General features: G+C 50.1%; 19 protein-coding genes. 9 read left to right on the top strand and 10 right to left on the bottom strand.

Going from position 1 to position 16,736, the window contains the following annotated elements:
- Window positions 1-19 precede the first annotated feature (19 nt).
- Together ACLJNW_RS02990 and ACLJNW_RS02985 are read left to right on the top strand one after the other, a co-directional pair.
- Complete coding sequence (locus tag ACLJNW_RS02990) at window positions 20-526, top strand: ferritin-like domain-containing protein (protein ID WP_001109976.1); 507 nt, start codon at window positions 20-22, stop codon at window positions 524-526.
- Between the two features lie 19 nt (window positions 527-545).
- Complete coding sequence (locus ACLJNW_RS02985; protein ID WP_000488354.1) at window positions 546-1,424, top strand: manganese catalase family protein; 879 nt, start codon at window positions 546-548, stop codon at window positions 1,422-1,424.
- Between the two features lie 81 nt (window positions 1,425-1,505).
- Here the strand turns inward: ACLJNW_RS02985 and ompW are convergent, their stop codons facing one another.
- Window positions 1,506-2,144, bottom strand: coding sequence for an outer membrane protein OmpW (gene ompW / locus ACLJNW_RS02980; RefSeq protein WP_000714799.1), 639 nt, complete (start codon window positions 2,142-2,144; stop codon window positions 1,506-1,508).
- Between the two features lie 337 nt (window positions 2,145-2,481).
- Here ompW and ACLJNW_RS02975 point away from each other — a divergent pair, with 337 nt between their 5' ends.
- The 4 genes from ACLJNW_RS02975 (at window position 2,482) to yciA (ending at window position 4,813) form a co-directional block, all read left to right on the top strand.
- Window positions 2,482-2,886: a YkgJ family cysteine cluster protein gene (locus tag ACLJNW_RS02975; protein ID WP_000114955.1), complete on the top strand. Its 405-nt coding sequence runs from the start codon at window positions 2,482-2,484 to the stop codon at window positions 2,884-2,886.
- A 25-nt stretch (window positions 2,887-2,911) separates the two neighbouring features.
- The gene (locus tag ACLJNW_RS02970; RefSeq protein ID WP_000028507.1) at window positions 2,912-3,655 is read left to right on the top strand and encodes a YciC family protein; all 744 of its coding nucleotides are present in this window, start codon (window positions 2,912-2,914) and stop codon (window positions 3,653-3,655) included.
- A gap of 56 nt (window positions 3,656-3,711) precedes the next feature.
- Window positions 3,712-4,251, top strand: a complete 540-nt coding sequence (locus tag ACLJNW_RS02965) for a septation protein A (RefSeq protein WP_000808682.1) — start codon at window positions 3,712-3,714, stop codon at window positions 4,249-4,251.
- Window positions 4,252-4,411: 160 nt separating this feature from the next.
- On the top strand, window positions 4,412-4,813 hold the full coding sequence (gene yciA / locus ACLJNW_RS02960; RefSeq protein ID WP_000210317.1) for an acyl-CoA thioester hydrolase YciA: 402 nt from the start codon (window positions 4,412-4,414) through the stop codon (window positions 4,811-4,813).
- Window positions 4,814-4,871: 58 nt separating this feature from the next.
- Here the strand turns inward: yciA and tonB are convergent, their stop codons facing one another.
- Complete coding sequence (gene tonB, locus ACLJNW_RS02955; protein ID WP_023204526.1) at window positions 4,872-5,600, bottom strand: TonB system transport protein TonB; 729 nt, start codon at window positions 5,598-5,600, stop codon at window positions 4,872-4,874.
- A gap of 223 nt (window positions 5,601-5,823) precedes the next feature.
- On the opposite strand from tonB, the gene ACLJNW_RS02950 reads away from it, so the two are divergent.
- Entirely contained in the window at window positions 5,824-6,120 is a 297-nt protein-coding gene (locus ACLJNW_RS02950) for a YciI family protein (RefSeq protein ID WP_000967605.1), read from the top strand.
- A 43-nt stretch (window positions 6,121-6,163) separates the two neighbouring features.
- On the opposite strand, the gene ACLJNW_RS02945 is transcribed toward ACLJNW_RS02950, so the two are convergent.
- Entirely contained in the window at window positions 6,164-6,337 is a 174-nt protein-coding gene (locus ACLJNW_RS02945; protein ID WP_001531561.1) for a YciY family protein, read from the bottom strand.
- 142 nt (window positions 6,338-6,479) lie between these two features.
- Between ACLJNW_RS02945 and cls the strand changes: the two genes are divergently transcribed.
- Both cls and ACLJNW_RS02935 read left to right on the top strand, forming a co-directional pair.
- Window positions 6,480-7,940 carry a cardiolipin synthase gene (gene cls / locus ACLJNW_RS02940; protein ID WP_000206886.1) on the top strand — a complete coding sequence of 487 codons (1,461 nt, stop codon included), beginning with the start codon at window positions 6,480-6,482 and terminating at the stop codon, window positions 7,938-7,940.
- Between the two features lie 33 nt (window positions 7,941-7,973).
- The gene (locus ACLJNW_RS02935; RefSeq protein WP_000425070.1) at window positions 7,974-8,303 is read left to right on the top strand and encodes an HI1450 family dsDNA-mimic protein; all 330 of its coding nucleotides are present in this window, start codon (window positions 7,974-7,976) and stop codon (window positions 8,301-8,303) included.
- A gap of 47 nt (window positions 8,304-8,350) precedes the next feature.
- Here the strand turns inward: ACLJNW_RS02935 and ACLJNW_RS02930 are convergent, their stop codons facing one another.
- The 7 genes from ACLJNW_RS02930 to ACLJNW_RS02900 form a co-directional block, all read right to left on the bottom strand.
- Window positions 8,351-9,187, bottom strand: coding sequence for an ion transporter (locus tag ACLJNW_RS02930; protein ID WP_000059074.1), 837 nt, complete (start codon window positions 9,185-9,187; stop codon window positions 8,351-8,353).
- Window positions 9,188-9,234: 47 nt separating this feature from the next.
- The gene (gene oppF, locus ACLJNW_RS02925) at window positions 9,235-10,239 is read right to left on the bottom strand and encodes a murein tripeptide/oligopeptide ABC transporter ATP-binding protein OppF (RefSeq protein ID WP_000994698.1); all 1,005 of its coding nucleotides are present in this window, start codon (window positions 10,237-10,239) and stop codon (window positions 9,235-9,237) included.
- Window positions 10,236-11,243: an ABC transporter ATP-binding protein gene (locus ACLJNW_RS02920; RefSeq protein WP_000058857.1), complete on the bottom strand. Its 1,008-nt coding sequence runs from the start codon at window positions 11,241-11,243 to the stop codon at window positions 10,236-10,238. Before ACLJNW_RS02920 ends, oppF begins: the two co-directional genes overlap by 4 nt.
- 11 nt (window positions 11,244-11,254) lie before the next feature.
- Window positions 11,255-12,163, bottom strand: coding sequence for an oligopeptide ABC transporter permease OppC (gene oppC, locus ACLJNW_RS02915; protein WP_000979653.1), 909 nt, complete (start codon window positions 12,161-12,163; stop codon window positions 11,255-11,257).
- 14 nt (window positions 12,164-12,177) lie between these two features.
- On the bottom strand, window positions 12,178-13,098 hold the full coding sequence (gene oppB, locus ACLJNW_RS02910) for an oligopeptide ABC transporter permease OppB (RefSeq protein ID WP_000911097.1): 921 nt from the start codon (window positions 13,096-13,098) through the stop codon (window positions 12,178-12,180).
- 122 nt (window positions 13,099-13,220) lie between these two features.
- Window positions 13,221-14,852 carry an oligopeptide ABC transporter substrate-binding protein OppA gene (gene oppA / locus ACLJNW_RS02905; protein WP_001521098.1) on the bottom strand — a complete coding sequence of 544 codons (1,632 nt, stop codon included), beginning with the start codon at window positions 14,850-14,852 and terminating at the stop codon, window positions 13,221-13,223.
- 763 nt (window positions 14,853-15,615) lie between these two features.
- A complete protein-coding gene (locus ACLJNW_RS02900) occupies window positions 15,616-16,263 on the bottom strand; it encodes a YchE family NAAT transporter (RefSeq protein ID WP_000615840.1) in 648 nt (215 codons plus the stop codon).
- Window positions 16,264-16,736: the final 473 nt, after the last annotated feature.

The following is a 16,736-nucleotide window of genomic DNA, read 5'->3' as shown; positions in this document are numbered from 1 at the left end:
ACGCATTGAGGAATGTAAAATGAATTATACTGAACATTATCATGACTGGCTTCGTGACGCCCATGCCATGGAAAAACAGGCAGAATCGATGCTTGAATCTATGGCCAGCCGTATTGAAAATTATCCTGATATAAAAGCCAGAATTGAACAACATATTAGTGAAACCAAACATCAAATTACCATGCTCGAAGAAGTGTTGGACCGTAATGGCATTTCCCGTTCGGTGTTGAAAGACTCCATGAGTAAAATGGCAGCAATAGGGCAATCTATCGGTGGCATGTTCCCTTCCGATGAAATTGTCAAAGGTTCAATTAGCGGTTATGTTTTCGAGCAGTTCGAAATTGCTTGTTATACCTCCCTGCTGGCGGCGGCAAAAAAAGCTGGCGACACTGCCTCAATTCCGACGATTGAAGCCATTCTGAAAGAAGAAATGCAAATGGCTGACTGGCTGATCAAACATATTCCGCAGACAACGGAACAATTTTTACTGCGATCTGAAGCAGATGGCGTTGAAGCCAAAAAATAAATAATAAGCAGGAGGCAATATGTTTCGACACGTAAAACAACTTCAATATACTGTGCGAGTGAGCGAACCTAATCCTGGATTAGCGAACCTGCTGCTGGAACAGTTTGGCGGCCCGCAGGGCGAACTGGCGGCCGCCTGCCGCTACTTCACGCAAGGTTTAAGCGATGATGATGCCGGTCGTAGAGAAATGTTAATGGACATCGCCACCGAGGAGCTGAGTCATCTGGAAATTATCGGCTCACTGGTAGGAATGCTTAATAAAGGCGCTAAAGGCGAGCTGGCGGAAGGCACCGAAAGCGAAGCGGAACTTTATCGCTCGCTGACGCAGAATGGTAATGACAGCCATATCACCTCTCTGCTGTATGGCGGCGGCCCGGCGTTGACGAACTCCGGCGGCGTACCGTGGACCGCGGCTTATATTGATACTATCGGCGAAGTCACAGCCGATCTACGCTCAAACATCGCGGCAGAGGCGCGAGCGAAGATCATTTATGAACGCCTGATTAATCTGACCGACGATCCCGGCGTAAAAGACACGCTCAGTTTCTTAATGACCCGTGAAGTCGCGCACCAGCTCTCTTTTGAAAAGGCGCTGTATTCGATTCGTAACAACTTCCCGCCGGGTAAATTACCGCCGGTAGAACAGTATACCGACGTGTACTACAACATGTCGCAAGGCGACGATCCGCGAGGTAGCTGGAATAGCGATGAGAACTTCAACTATGTCGCAGAACCGATGCCTGCTGTTGATGGCGGCGATGGCCTGGCGACAGTGAAATTGCCGCGCGAGCAGATGGCGCTGCTCAAAGCGATGGCAGAAAGAACGAAATCGGACCCCACCGTTGATCCTCTCACTGGCGCAGAACTAGGCTGCGGCGAACCGAAAGAAGACAAGTGAGTTCCGACAAGTAAAATCCGTGTGTCATGTCCTTTTTTGACCCCGCCTGGCGGGGTCTTTTTTCGTCACAACATCACGCGATTAGAAACGATAGCCTGCCGAGAACATAAATACCCATGGGTCCAGACGCACGCTGTCATGATGCTGAACGCCGCCCATTTTATAATTGGCGGTAGTATCAATATCCATGTACCAGACAGAGGCGCCAATTAACCAGTCGCGGTTAATCAGGTAATCTACCCCAACTTGCCCTGCCGCGCCCCAGGAATCCTTAAAGCTCAGATCGGACAGCCCGGCATTTTTACCATTATCGTTAAAGTCGTTATCGAAGAAGGTGGTGTAGTTCACCCCCACGCCGACATAAGGACGCACTTTGCTGCTGGAATCGCCGAAATACCACTGCGCCATTAACGTTGGCGGTAACAGGTGGACCGTGGCGATATCGCCCGTCGCGCCCGTACCCACCTTATGGCGGAACGGCGTGGCCGCCAGCAATTCAACCCCGATATTGTCCGTCGCCATGTAAGTGAATGTCAGGCCGAGTTGCGTGTTATTACTCACATCAAACCCGTTTAAATGCCCCAGCGTACCACCCGCCCCTTCTGTAGGTCTGACGGTTGCCGGACCTGCACGCATAAAGAATTCTCCGGCTTCGTGCGCGAAAGCGCTGCCTGAGAGAAGAGTTGTTAACGCCAGTGCCGCCACTGTAAATTTTTTCATACCCGCTCCATCGTTATGGTTATAAAAGCGTGATGAATATACCCACAATGAAGTAATAAGTGATCTAACACAGATCACATTTGTTCTTATAATTTAACATTTATTGATCCAGATTAATTTAGAACTTGTATTGAAAATCCTGGTTATAGGAATTCAGATCAATTTTGACATATTCACGCTATGCAAATATTTGTCTGCTCCTGTTGCCCTGGCGATAAAGGCTGGCTAAGGTAATCAATGTCCCGCAATGGCGCGTGGCGTTAAGATTCGCGAACACTGCGGGACAGATTAATTTCCGTTGTAATCTATTGATACGTGAGTTTTTTGCAGGTGAATCATGAGCGTTCTTAACCCATGCATGACATGCGGTGCCTGTTGTGCCTATTTTCGTGTCTCCTTTTATTGGGCGGAAGGCGACGACGCCAGCGGACGCGTTCCGGCGTCATTAACCGAGCCTGTTACCCCTTTTTTACGTTGTATGGCCGGCACCAACCAAAAACAGCCGCACTGTAAAGCGCTAATTGGCACGCCGGGTGAAAACGTCAGTTGCGCTATTTATGAAAACCGCCCTTCAACCTGTCGCGAATTTTCGATATCGGGCGAAGGAGGCGAAGTGAATGAGGCGTGTAATCGCGCCCGCGCGCGATACGGATTACCGCCGCTTTACAAAGATATGCTTTTCCATACAACTGCTGATGCTGCCACTGTAGAGTTATCCAGGGTACAATTGCCCGCAAATTAACACCTGCAAAACTCAAGGAGAGTGCATGTCTATCACGGCGAAGTCCGTTTACCGTGACGCCGGAAATTTTTTCCGAAATCAATTTATTACTATCTTGCTGGTTTCGTTGCTGTGCGCATTTATCACGGTGGTCTTAGGTCATGCCTTTTCACCCAGCGATGCGCAAATCGCGCAACTCAGTGAAGGAGAACATCTGGCAGGCAGCGCTGGCCTGTTTGAGCTGGTACAAAATATGACGCCGGAGCAGCAGCAGATCCTGTTGCGCGCCTCTGCCGCCTCGACGTTTTCCGGGCTTATCGGCAACGCTATTCTGGCCGGCGGTATCATCCTGATGATTCAGTTAGTTTCAGCGGGACATCGGGTTAGCGCGCTGCGCGCTATCGGCGCCAGCGCCCCTGCATTGCCTAAACTGTTTATTCTCATTTTTCTGACTACCCTGTTAGTGCAAATCGGTATAATGCTGATTGTCGTTCCGGGGATTATTATGGCCATTGTGCTGGCGCTTGCGCCAGTGATGTTGGTTGAAGAGAAAATGGGCGTGTTTGCCGCAATGCGCAGCAGTATGCGTTTAGCCTGGGCTAACATGAGACTGGTCGCGCCCGCGGTGATAGGCTGGTTACTGGCTAAAACATTGCTATTGCTGTTCGCGCCCAGCTTCGCTGTACTGACCCCAAATGTAGGCGCTGTACTGGCGAATACGTTGAGCAATCTGATTTCCGCAGTATTGCTTATCTACTTATTCCGCCTGTATATGTTGATTCGCCAATAATCCGCAATGCGCCGTTACGCGGCGCATTCGACGCTCGTTGATGATGGAATCGAAGAATGAAGCAGTTTCTGGATTTTTTACCGCTGGTTGTCTTTTTTGCGTTTTATAAACTTTATGACATCTATGCGGCGACCTCCGCACTGATTGTCGCGACGGCAATCGTGCTGATTTATAGCTGGGTGCGCTATCGGAAAATAGAGAAGATGGCGCTGATTACCTTTGTTCTGGTTGCCGTCTTCGGCGGTCTGACGCTCTTCTTCCATAACGATGAATTTATTAAATGGAAGGTGACGGTTATTTATGCGCTGTTCGCCGGCGCGCTGTTAATAAGCCAGTGGGTGATGAAAAAACCGTTAATCCAACGTATGTTAGGTAAAGAACTGGCGTTGCCGCAGCAGGTCTGGTCAAAGCTGAACCTGGCGTGGGCGCTGTTTTTTATTGCGTGCGGTCTGGCTAACATTTATATCGCCTTCTGGTTGCCGCAAAATATCTGGGTCAACTTTAAGGTCTTTGGACTCACGGCGCTGACGCTCATTTTTACCCTGCTGAGCGGCGTCTATATCTACCGGCATCTGCCACAGGAAGATAAATCATAACCCTCCCGTGACTTATCATCGCCAGACTGCGAACGCCTGGCGATATTTTCTTCGCCTTTACGCCCTGCGCTTTCCCGTCAGTACCTTTATTCCCACTATTCTCCACACAAAATTCATAGTAGCATCGCGGCTGTAATTTTTTCTGATAGTCGGTTTTACAATGACAACAATGGATAATACTCCTCAGGGCGAGCTGGTTTTACGTACATTGGCCATGCCTGCCGATACCAATGCGAACGGCGATATTTTTGGCGGCTGGCTGATGTCGCAAATGGATATTGGCGGCGCGATACTGGCCAAAGAGATCGCGCACGGTCGGGTTGTAACCGTACGCGTGGAAGGAATGACATTTCTGCGCCCCGTCGCGGTTGGCGATGTCGTATGCTGCTACGCGCGCTGCGTTAAACGCGGTACGACGTCTATTAGCATAAATATTGAAGTCTGGGTGAAAAAAGTCGCGTCAGAACCGATTGGGCAGCGCTACAAGGCCACCGAGGCGCTGTTTATTTATGTTGCCGTCGATCCGGACGGTAAACCTCGCCCGCTCCCGGTTCAGGGTTAAGTATACCCGCTTACGCCGCCAGCAGGTGATGGTATATTCCTACTGGCGGCGCCAGAGATTACTCAATCTGCGCCGTACCGTTCAGACGGAAGATAATATTGACCACCAGCCCGGAACCCGGCTTGCCTGCTTCATAGCGCCATTTGCGCATCGCATTCTTAACTTCACGCTCAAACATATTGGCTGGCTGCGCGGATAGAATCTGTACATTTTCCACTCGCCCAGCAGAGGTCACGTCAAACTTCACCTTTACGCGGCCTTCAATACGTAACGCCTGTGCTCGCGCCGGATACTGCGGCTGGTTACGGCTCAGAGCGCGAGGTCCAGTGGGTACGCTCACCGCCGGCTTGCTGGTCGCCGAGGCGGTGCTGCTTGTTGGCCGCGCCGGGGCGCTATTTTCAAACGGTGAGGCAGGACGCGGCGCGGCTGGTTTGACTTCGCGCTTCGGCTGCTCTTCAACCTTTTTCACCGGTTCCGATTTCGGTTTTGGCTTGGGTTTTGGCTTAGGTTTGGGTTTCTCAATCACCACGGGCGCTTCTTTAGGCGGTTCAGGGATCGGCTCTGGCTCCGGTTCGGGTTCAACCACCGGCTCCGGCGGCGGCTGAACCGCCTGGGGCGGCTCCAGGTCGGCGGGTGAAACCATTGTCACCGTGATAGGCTGCGCTGGCGCAGGCAATTCAATAACCTGATGTACCGAGGTATAGAGCAAACCTGCCACTACAGCACCATGAATGCCTACGGAAAGGAGTGTCGGCCAGGGAAAGCGACGAGGTAAATCAAGGGTCATTGAAGTCATAATCGTTTCAGTTGAAAAACCAGAGCTGAATTTTAAATGCAAATAGCAATCATATTCAATAAGGCATTGCCGATAGCGGCATTTAAAAGATGATATCGCGCAAAAACACCACACAAAATGTGCATGTTTAACAAAGTCGGTATCTTTACATTGCAGTTAAATGCCCTTTCCAATAACGTAATCAGCAACTTTTACCGATTAAGGAGCTCTACCCGTGCTGTATGTTATTTACGCTCAGGATAATGCCAACTCGCTTGAAAAACGCCTCTCGGTACGGCCCGCGCATCTGGCGCGCCTGCAACTTCTGCATGATGAAGGGCGATTATTAACTGCCGGGCCGATGCCCGCAGTGGACAGTAACGATCCTGGGGTAGCCGGATTTACCGGGTCAACGGTGATTGCTGAATTTGAATCTTTAGAAGCGGCGCAATCCTGGGCTGATGCGGACCCCTACGTCGCCGCGGGCGTCTATGCGCAGGTTTCGGTCAAACCGTATAAGAAGATCTTTTGAAAAGGATGGCCTGTTGGGCACCGCATACGGTGCCCTTTCTGGCTCACACACCGTGAATCGCAAAGAGTAATGAATTACGCTGACGATTAAAGATGCATTTCCTGATGGTATGGATACGCATATTACGGCGTGATTGCCCTTCAAGCCAACGCGCTTTACGGCGGCTCGCCTGACGTAGCATTCGCCAGCGCCCCACTTCCGTTCTACTACGCTTCATGTTTACGACTCTCACTGTAACAGAAGCGCCATTATACCCCCTCGCCGGATGCAGACCAGCGCTTTTCCCGTGTTTTTATTTGCCATGTGAATCCTGACGCGTAAACTCTTAACAACACGCTTTCTAAAGGATTTTTAAAGTTATGACAACCTTCTACACCGTGGTGAGTTGGCTGGTCATTTTGGGATACTGGGTTCTCATTGCCGGCGTCACATTACGTATTCTAATGAAACGGCGCGCAGTTCCCTCCGCAATGGCCTGGTTGTTAATCATCTATATCCTTCCGCTGGTCGGGATCATCGCCTATTTGTCCGTGGGCGAATTGCATTTAGGCAAACGTCGCGCCGAGCGTGCCCGCGCCATGTGGCCGTCTACCGCCAAATGGTTGAATGACCTCAAAGCCTGCAAACACATTTTCGCGCAAGAAAACAGTAGCGTCGCATCGTCCTTGTTTAAGCTGTGCGAACGACGTCAGGGGATTGCGGGCGTCAAAGGCAACCAGTTGCAATTGCTTACCGACTCCGATGATGTCATGCAGGCGCTCATTCGCGATATCCAACTGGCGCGGCATAATATCGAAATGGTGTTTTACATCTGGCAGCCAGGCGGCATGGCGGATCAGGTCGCTGAATCGTTAATGGCCGCCGCCCGCCGCGGCATCCACTGCCGGCTTATGCTGGACTCCGCGGGTAGCGTCGCTTTCTTCCGCAGCCCCTGGGCGGCCATGATGCGTAACGCTGGCATTGAAGTCGTAGAGGCGCTGAAGGTAAATCTGATGCGCGTCTTTTTACGCCGTATGGATCTTCGCCAGCACCGTAAAATGGTGATGATTGACAATTACATCGCCTATACCGGCAGTATGAATATGGTGGACCCGCGTTTTTTCAAACAGGATGCCGGCGTTGGGCAATGGGTCGATTTGATGGCGAGGATGGAGGGCCCCGTGGCGACAGCAATGGGGATTGTTTACTCCTGCGATTGGGAAATTGAGACGGGTAAACGCATTCTGCCTCCCCCGCCGGATGTGAATATTATGCCGTTTGAGCAGGCCAGCGGGCATACCATTCATACCATTGCTTCCGGTCCTGGTTTTCCGGAAGATCTCATTCACCAGGCACTATTAACCGCCACCTATGCTGCGCGCGAATATTTAATTATGACCACGCCATATTTCGTCCCCAGCGACGATCTGCTGCACGCTATTTGTACCGCTGCGCAGCGCGGCGTGGATGTCAGTATTATCCTGCCTCGCAAAAACGATTCACTGCTCGTCGGCTGGGCCAGTCGCGCCTTTTTTAGCGAGTTACTGGCGGCGGGCGTGAAAATCTATCAGTTCGAAGGCGGGCTGTTACATACCAAAAGCGTGCTGGTCGATGGCGAACTGAGCCTGGTCGGTACCGTGAATCTCGACATGCGTAGCCTGTGGCTTAATTTCGAGATTACGCTGGTCATTGATGATACGGGTTTCGGCGCCGATCTGGCTGCGGTACAGGACGATTATATTTCGCGCTCCCGCCTGTTAGATGCGCGTTTGTGGGTAAAACGTCCGTTATGGCAGCGTATTACCGAGCGATTGTTTTACTTCTTTAGTCCATTGCTGTAAAACGTGACCAACATGAGTAAACAGGTAGTCACTATGGAAATGGATCTGAACAATCGCCTGACTGAAGACGAAACGCTTGAGCAGGCTTACGATATTTTTCTTGAGCTGGCGGCGGATAATCTTGATCCGGCTGATATCATTCTGTTCAATTTGCAATTCGAGGAGCGCGGCGGCGCGGAGTTGTTTGATCCCGCTGAAGACTGGCAAGAGCACGTCGATTTTGACCTGAATCCAGACTTTTTTGCCGAGGTGGTAATTGGCCTGGCGGATACCGAAGACGGCGAAATTAACGACATTTTCGCCCGCGTTCTGCTGTGCCGGGAAAAGGACCACAAGCTGTGCCATATTCTCTGGCGCGAATAAGCGGTTCAGGCCGGATGGCGTCTGATTGCGCCCTCCGGCAAGCCTGTTTAATCCGGTAGCTTACTGCCGCATCGGTTACAATATTGCGCGCTATGTTCATGCTGGCTTTGCTGGCACTGCGGACATTTTCGCTGCCAGTGACGTTTTTGAAACGCGCTGCTCATGTGCGTGGTAATCAGTCCTGTAGGAATCGCAATCACCGAATAACCAATCAAAATAAGCACCGACGCGACAATACGTCCCAGCGGCGTATGCGGCGTAATATCACCGTACCCCACGGTTGTGACTGTCACTATCGCCCAATACACCGAGGCATTAAGCGTCGTGAAGCCATATTTCGGTCCTTCAATAAGATACATCAGGGCACCGAAAATAATCATCACGATCGCAATAAATGAATAGAACAGAATAAGCTGATGACGCGCGCTAATAATGGCGCTCCAGAATACGCGCAGGGATGGCATAAAGCGTAGCAGTTTAAGAATACGCAGCACGCGAATCGCTCGCATAGCACGCCAGGCAAACATATAGTTCAGACTAATTTCCGGCCACAGCCACATGACGTACAGCGGCAAAATCGTCACCAGATCAATAAATCCCCAGAAACTAAAAACGTATTTTGCCGGTTCGGGCCAGCTAAACAGTCTGAGCAAGTATTCACCGGTAAATATCAGGGTAACGCAGAGCTCCAGCCAGACAAAAATATGCCATTCATCAAATGTCAGGTGATATTCCGTTCCTACGCCTGATTCAACAAAAATGACCAGTACGCTAAGCAGCGCAAACAGCGCGCATAACCCTTCAAAACGGCGACCTGAGCGCGTAGTCAAATCGAACAGATTATGATAAAGACGACGGCGAACCGACGACAAAGAAAGTGACACGGTAACCTCACCTAAAAGAAGGGCTGACGAATTGTCAGCCCTTGCGATTATAACGGGTCTACTTTAAGGCAGGAAACGGCATGGCGAAAACTTCCTTCCAGCACCGGTCGCGTTTGCGCGCATTCTGGCCCGGCTAGCGGACAGCGTGTACGGAACACGCAGCCGGAAGGCGGGTTAATGGGCGAAGGTAATTCGCCCTCCAGCAATTGTATCTTCTTATTTCGCTCCAGATCGGGATCGGGAATCGGTACCGCCGACATCAGCGCTTTGGTATAAGGATGCAGTGGATTATGGTACACCTCATCATAGGTGCCCAATTCTACTGCATGACCGAGATACATCACCAGGACACGATCGGATATGTGCTTTACGACCGCCAGATCGTGCGCAATAAAAATCAACGACAGCCCCATCTCTCGCTGTAACTGCTGGAGCAAATTCACCACCTGCGCCTGAATAGAAACGTCCAGCGCCGACACCGGCTCATCGCAAATAATGAGCTTAGGTTCCAGGATCAATGCCCGGGCGATACCGATGCGCTGGCACTGCCCCCCGGAAAATTCATGGGGATAACGGTTGATGAGGTTCGGCAACAGCCCCACTTTCAGCATCATGGCTTTCACGCGGTCACGCACGTCCTGGCGCGAAAGTTTAGGATGATAAGTGCGCAGCGGTTCAGCGATAATTTCGCCAATCGTCATTCGCGGGTTGAGTGACGCCAGCGGGTCCTGGAAAATCATCTGGATATCGCTGCGCACCTCGCGCCACTCATCCGCTTTCATGCCCAGCAGATCTTTTCCCAGCCAGGCGACTTTACCATCTGTCGCCTTCACCAGACCAATAATGGCGCGCGCAAACGTCGACTTGCCGCAGCCGGATTCGCCCACCACGCCCAGCGTTTCGCCTTCATACAGGCGTAGCGTAACGCCGTCCACCGCTTTCAGAGTTTTCGGCGGTTGCCAGAACCACTGCTTCCCTTCTTTGATATCAAAATGTACTTTCAGATCGGCGATTTCGAGGAGAACTTTACGTTGTTCAATCACAGCATTCATAGCAGTTCCTCCACCGGTTTAAAACAGGCGCGCAAGCGACCAGGACTAAACGCTTCAAGTGGCGGCGCATTATTGCAGATCTCCATCGCATGAGGACAACGCGGCTGGAACGGACAACCTTTAGGCAAACGCAATAAATTGGGAGGATTGCCCGGAATCGTCAACATTTCCGCCCCCTCGCTATCCAGACGCGGCACCGCATTAAGCAAGCCTATCGAATACGGATGAACGGGCTGATAAAAGACATCGCGCGCCTTACCGTATTCCATGGTACGCCCGGCATACATTACCAGGACCTTATCGCAAATACCCGCGACCACGCCCAGATCGTGGGTAATCATGATAATGGCGGTATTAAATTCGCGCTTTAGCTCATTAAGCAAGGTCATAATCTGCGCCTGCACGGTAACATCAAGCGCGGTGGTAGGCTCATCGGCAATAAGCAGTTTCGGCCTGCACAACAGCGCCATCGCAATCATCACACGTTGACGCATTCCGCCGGAAAATTCGTGCGGGTACATTTTCATCCGTTTGCGCGCTTCCGGCATTTTTACGGCATCCAGCATTCTGACGGACTCTTCAAAAGCTTCCGCTTTGCTCATCCCTTTATGCAGCATCAGGACTTCCATTAACTGCTCCCCAACGCGCATATAAGGATTTAGCGAGGTCATCGGGTCCTGAAAAATCATCGAAATCTGTTCTGCGCGCAGCGTATTCAGTTCGCGCTCAGGTAGATTAAGAATTTCACGTCCGTTGAAGGTCGCGGAACCGCCGATTCGACCATTCGTCGCCAGCAGTCCCATTAATGCGAACGCCGTTTGCGATTTCCCCGATCCAGACTCGCCAACAATACCTAACGTTTCTCCAGCGCGAAGCGTAAAGTTCAGATCGTTGACCGCCGTCACATCGCCATCAGGCGTAGCGAACGTAACACGAAGATCGTTTACCTCCAGCAGTACATTTGCCGGTTGCGGCGCCTGAGTTGCGGTTTCTGATAAGCTCATGGCTGTACTCCTTAACGATCTTTCGGGTCGAGGGCATCACGCAGGCCATCGCCAATAAAGTTAAAACAGAATAACGTCACCACGAGAAAGCCAGCCGGAAACAGCAGCAGCCACGGTGAGACTTCCATTGAATTTGCGCCATCGCTCAATAACGCTCCCCAACTGCTTAACGGTTCCTGCGTCCCAAGCCCCAGGAAACTGAGGAAAGACTCAAACAGAATCATGCTGGGCACCAGCAACGATGCATACACTACCACTACGCCCAGGACGTTAGGCACAATATGGCGGATCACAATGCTGGCAGTCGACACACCACCCACCTGCGCGGCTTCGATGAACTCTTTACGTTTAAGACTTAGGGTTTGGCCACGCACGATACGCGCCATATCAAGCCAGGAGACCATGCCGATGGCGACGAAAATCAACAGAATGTTCTGCCCAAAAAACGTCACCAGCAAAATCACAAAGAACATAAACGGGAATGAGTTGAGGATCTCCAACAACCGCATCATCACAGAATCAATTTTGCCGCCCAGATAGCCGGACAGCGAGCCATACAGCGTTCCGACAATGACCGCCACCAGCGCGGCGGCAATCCCGACCATTAATGAGATACGCCCGCCGATGGCAACGCGCACCAACAGATCGCGCCCGGAAGAGTCAGTGCCGAAATAGTGACCGGACGCCATATCCGGCGCGCTGGACATCATGCCCCAGTCGGTATCGAAATAGGTAAATTGCGACAGCATAGGCGCCACTGTCACGAACAGGGCTATCAGAAACAGGACAATAAGACTGGCCACCGCCGCACGGTTATGCATAAAGCGCCGACGGGCATCTTGCCAAAGGCTGCGACCTTCCACCTCCAGCTTTTCACTGAAATTTTCCAGCGTCTCGCTGTTTTTCTTACTTAACATCATCGCGAGCTCCAGTATCAATAGCGAATTTTCGGGTCGATAACGGCATAGAGCACATCGACAATGGCGTTAAATAATATGGTCAGCGCCCCGACTAAAATGGTCAAACTTAACACCAGCGAGTAATCGCGGTTGAGCGCGCCATTAACGAAAAGCTGCCCAATGCCCGGTAAGCCATAAATAGTTTCAATCACCATTGAGCCGGTAATAATGCCGACAAAGGCTGGCCCCATATAGGATAAAACCGGCAGCAGCGCAGGTTTTAACGCATGGCGGAAGATAATTCTGCGCATCGGTAATCCTTTTGCCCGCGCGGTACGAATAAAGTTCGAATGCAGAACTTCAATCATTGAGCCGCGCGTAATACGAGCGATGCTGGCAATATAGGCCAGTGAAAGCGCAACCATCGGCAGGATCATAAATTTTAACGCCCCGCCGTTCCAGCCGCCGCCAGGCAGCCATTGCAAGGTTATCGCAAAGACCATCACCAGTAGCGGCGCCACCACAAAACTGGGGATAACGACGCCGGTCATGGCAAATCCCATCACCGTATAATCCCATCGCGTATTTTGCTTTAGCGCGGCAATCACGCCAGCGCTGACACCAATAATGACCGCCAGCAAAAAAGCGGCGGCGCCAAGTTTCGCCGAAACGGGGAAGCTGGCGGCAACCAGATCGTTGACCGTGTAATCTTTATATTTAAACGATGGTCCAAAATCGCCATGCGCCAGCTGCTTCAGGTAGCTGAAGTACTGCGTCATGATGGGATCGTTCAGATGATATTTTGCTTCAATATTGGCCAGCACTTCCGGCGGCAATGCGCGCTCGCCGGTAAAAGGGCTACCCGGCGCGAGGCGCATCATAAAGAAAGAGATGGTAATAAGAATAAACAGCGTCGGAATCGCTTCCAGACAGCGGCGTAGAATAAATTTCAACATTGCCCGTACCTTCTGGCCTGTGCCTTTACTTCCCGGACGTGACAAACAGATCCGCCAGGGAAAGTTATAGTGCGATGAAAAAAGACACCATGGGACAACCGCAGTTGTCCCATGTCTTGCCATTAATGTTTGATAATATATAAGTTTTTCACATAAATATTATCCAGCGGGTCTTTACCGGTATACCCGCCCACCCAGGGTTTCACCAGGCGCGCGTTAACGTAGTAATACACCGGCACAATAGCCGAGTCTTTATCTAACTGCTGCTCCGCTTTAGCGTAGAGTTCGCTGCGCTGCGTATCGTCCGCCACTTTCAGCGTGTCGGCAATCAGCTTATCAAACGCCGGGCTCTTATAATGCGCGGTGTTATTTGAACTGTCGGACAACATAGTATTCAGGAATGAGGTCGGTTCATTATAATCTGCGCACCACCCGGCTCTGGCGACATCAAAGGTGCCCTGATGACGGGTATCCAGGAAGGTCTTCCATTCCTGATTCTCCAGATTCACATTGACGCCCAGATTTTTCTTCCAGATAGACGCCACGGCAATGGCCAGTTTTTTATGTAGATCGGAGGTGTTATACAGCAGGTCGAATGTTAAGGGCTTATCCGCCGTAAAGCCGGCTTCAGCCAACAATTTCTTCGCTTCTTCATTACGCTTTTGCTGGGACCATTTGAACCACTCGGGCTCTACCAGTTTTGCGCCATCGGTATACGGCGGCGTGTAGCTATAAGCGGGTAAATCGCCCTGATTTTTAACCTTATTAACAATAATGTCGCGATCTAACGCCAGTTTCAGCGCGGTACGCACGCGGACATCGTTAAACGGCGCTTTTTGATTATTAATTTCGTAATAATAGGTACACAAATAAGGGTCTACGCGGACTTCATTCGGGATCTCTTTCTTCAGTTTCTGGAATAATTCGATCGGCATATTGTTATAAGTCATATCGATCTCGCCGCTGCGGTAGCGGTTCACATCCGTCACCTCCGAAGAGATAGGCAAATAAGTTACCTGATTGATGACGGTTTTGGCGTTATCCCAGTATTGCGGGTTACGCTCCAGCACGATACGTTCGTTCACCACCCAGTTTTTTAACTTATAAGCGCCGTTAGTGACAATATTGGCTGGTTGCGTCCATTTATCGCCAAATTTTTCGACCGCTGATTTCGGTACAGGAGACACTGAAGGGTGGACCAACAATTTGTAGAAATAAGGCACCGGCTCACTTAAGGTCACTTCAAAGGTGTGATCATCAAGCGCTTTTACCCCCAGATCGGTGGCGGGTTTTTTACCGGCGATAATGTCATCGATATTAGCGATATGACCGTATTGCAGATAGCTGGCGTACGGCGATGCCGTATTAGGATCGGCCAGGCGTTGCCAGCTATAAACGAAATCATGGGCGGTGACGGGCGTACCATCTGACCATTTCGCATTTTCACGTAGATGGAATGTCCAGACTTTAAAATCTTTATTTTCCCATTTTTCCGCGACGCCCGGTGAAGGATGCCCCTCGACATCACTAATTAATAAGCCTTCGAAGAGGTCACGGCTGACGTTCGATTCCGGCACGCCTTCAATTTTATGCGGGTCGAGAGACTGCACTTCTGATCCATTATTACGTACCAACGTTTGCTTGTCGGCTAACTGAACGCCGGCGGGCACGTCTGCCGCAGTCGCGGCGCTAGCGGCGATGAGCGCAGTGAGTATTCCCGCTGCAATCAAACTTTTTTTCGTGATGTTAGACATTGTGTTTGTACTCCACTCATTATAATTACTGGTTTTTACCAGCCTGTTTAATCCCGTCAGGGTTCCTGTACAGCACTGGTGGTGTACTGCCAGGTCTGTCACTGCTTTTGCTATCACCGACTTTATTTATTCTGACGATTCGTTCGATCGCCTTTCGTCGATTCGGTATACGACGTACCTGCCCACGTCGCACGTTATTTCTGACAACCATGTAAATGAAAATAGTTATCAACAATGTGAAATCTTCTGCAAAATGTTTGGCCGAAAAGTATCAAATGCGTTTCTGAACCGCCAATTCATTTTACAATTTTGTTAACCAATTCTCTTTTATGGAAAAATCCCTGCCCAAAAAAACAGTTAAACAATGTTAAAAATCTTTGATTTATTCTTTATAATCAATAAGTTGAAAGAAAAATATCTCTCTGTCGCATCGTAGGTTATGCCTGCGCCAGAAAACACACACAAATTTAACAAATGCTCATTATTTAGCACATTCATCTACGATGGAGCTGAAACAACTAATAACATTTCAATAATCCTTCATCAAGCCCCAGAGTATGGTGTGAATAAAATAACAGACCTACCGCTTCTCACGGTCTCAGTAATGTTGATAATAGTTTGATTAATAAAAATAAATAGCGTTAGATTATATTAGTATTTTTTATCATTTAAACGCTGAATGCTTATCAAAGTAAGAAGTGTTACGTGGGAATGTCACAAGGCGGCCCCTTAGGGCGCCGCCTGTAAATCAGCAGGTGGGAGTTTAGTTGAGCAAGCCGGGGAAAATGCCTTTTATTCCTGTGACAATAAATTCGATGCCGAGCGCCATTAACAACAACCCCATGATTCGGGTAATAACGTTGATACCAGTTTGCCCCAGCAAACGAACCAGCCACGGCGCCATACGGAACACGCCCCAGCAGCAAAGCGCAAAAAGCGCAATGGCAACTGAAAAGCCAAGCAAATGCGCGATGCTGTGATAACGCGTCCCCCAGACGATAGTGGAGCTGATCGCCCCTGGCCCCGCCATTAACGGCAGCGCTAACGGCACAACGCCAATGCTCTCGCGTATGGCCGTCTCTGACTTTTCTTGCTTGTTTTGTTTATCTTCCCCCAGCTTCCCGCTGATCATCGACATTGCAATGGTGACAACCAGGATACCGCCCGCAATTCTGAACGAATCAATAGAAATACCAAAGAGTTGCAGGATGCCATCGCCGAGGAATAAGGAACTCCACAAGATAATCGCAACCGACAGATTCGCGGTGAGGTTAGTTTTATTACGCGCCGTGGCCGTCTGGTAGCTGGTCATGCTGATGAAAACGGGGATAATCCCCACCGGGTTAACCAGCGCAAAGAGCCCGATAAAGAACTTAAAGTAAACAGGAAAATCAAAAAGCGGTTGAATCACGGTTAGCTCCGAAGCGTTAGCCGGATGAAGTCAATGTTCGTTAATGATCAAAACGCGCAGAAGATACGCCTTTTATTCGCATAGTTCACCTCTTATCTACACCTAATTTCATCCATTCATCGCTGTTATTTATATGTACTCGTTATGCTAATCCACTTACTCTTCATGACAACGATCTCTTAACAATTTACATAAAAGGCTAAAATGGCCTGCTGAAAGGTGTCAGCTTTGCGTAATCTTGATTTAGATCACACAATCGCTACTCAGAAGTGAGTAATCTTGCTTACGCCACCTGGACGTAACGCGTTAGAGTTAAATGATACTAACGCAGAAGCTCTTTTAGTAAATCAGAGCGAAACGGACGTTAAGTAACCACCTGAATTTCAGGCATTTATACAAAGTATCGTCGATCTGTCTATACTCACGTATCGCGCAGATGATTTACTAAAAAAGTTTAACATTATCAGGAGAGC

Source organism: Salmonella sp. SAL4457 (assembly GCF_046548235.1).
GTDB classification, from domain to species: domain Bacteria; phylum Pseudomonadota; class Gammaproteobacteria; order Enterobacterales; family Enterobacteriaceae; genus Salmonella; species Salmonella enterica.
The sequence above is the reverse complement of the archived record's forward strand: the minus strand, read 5'-3'. Positions and strand labels throughout refer to the sequence as shown.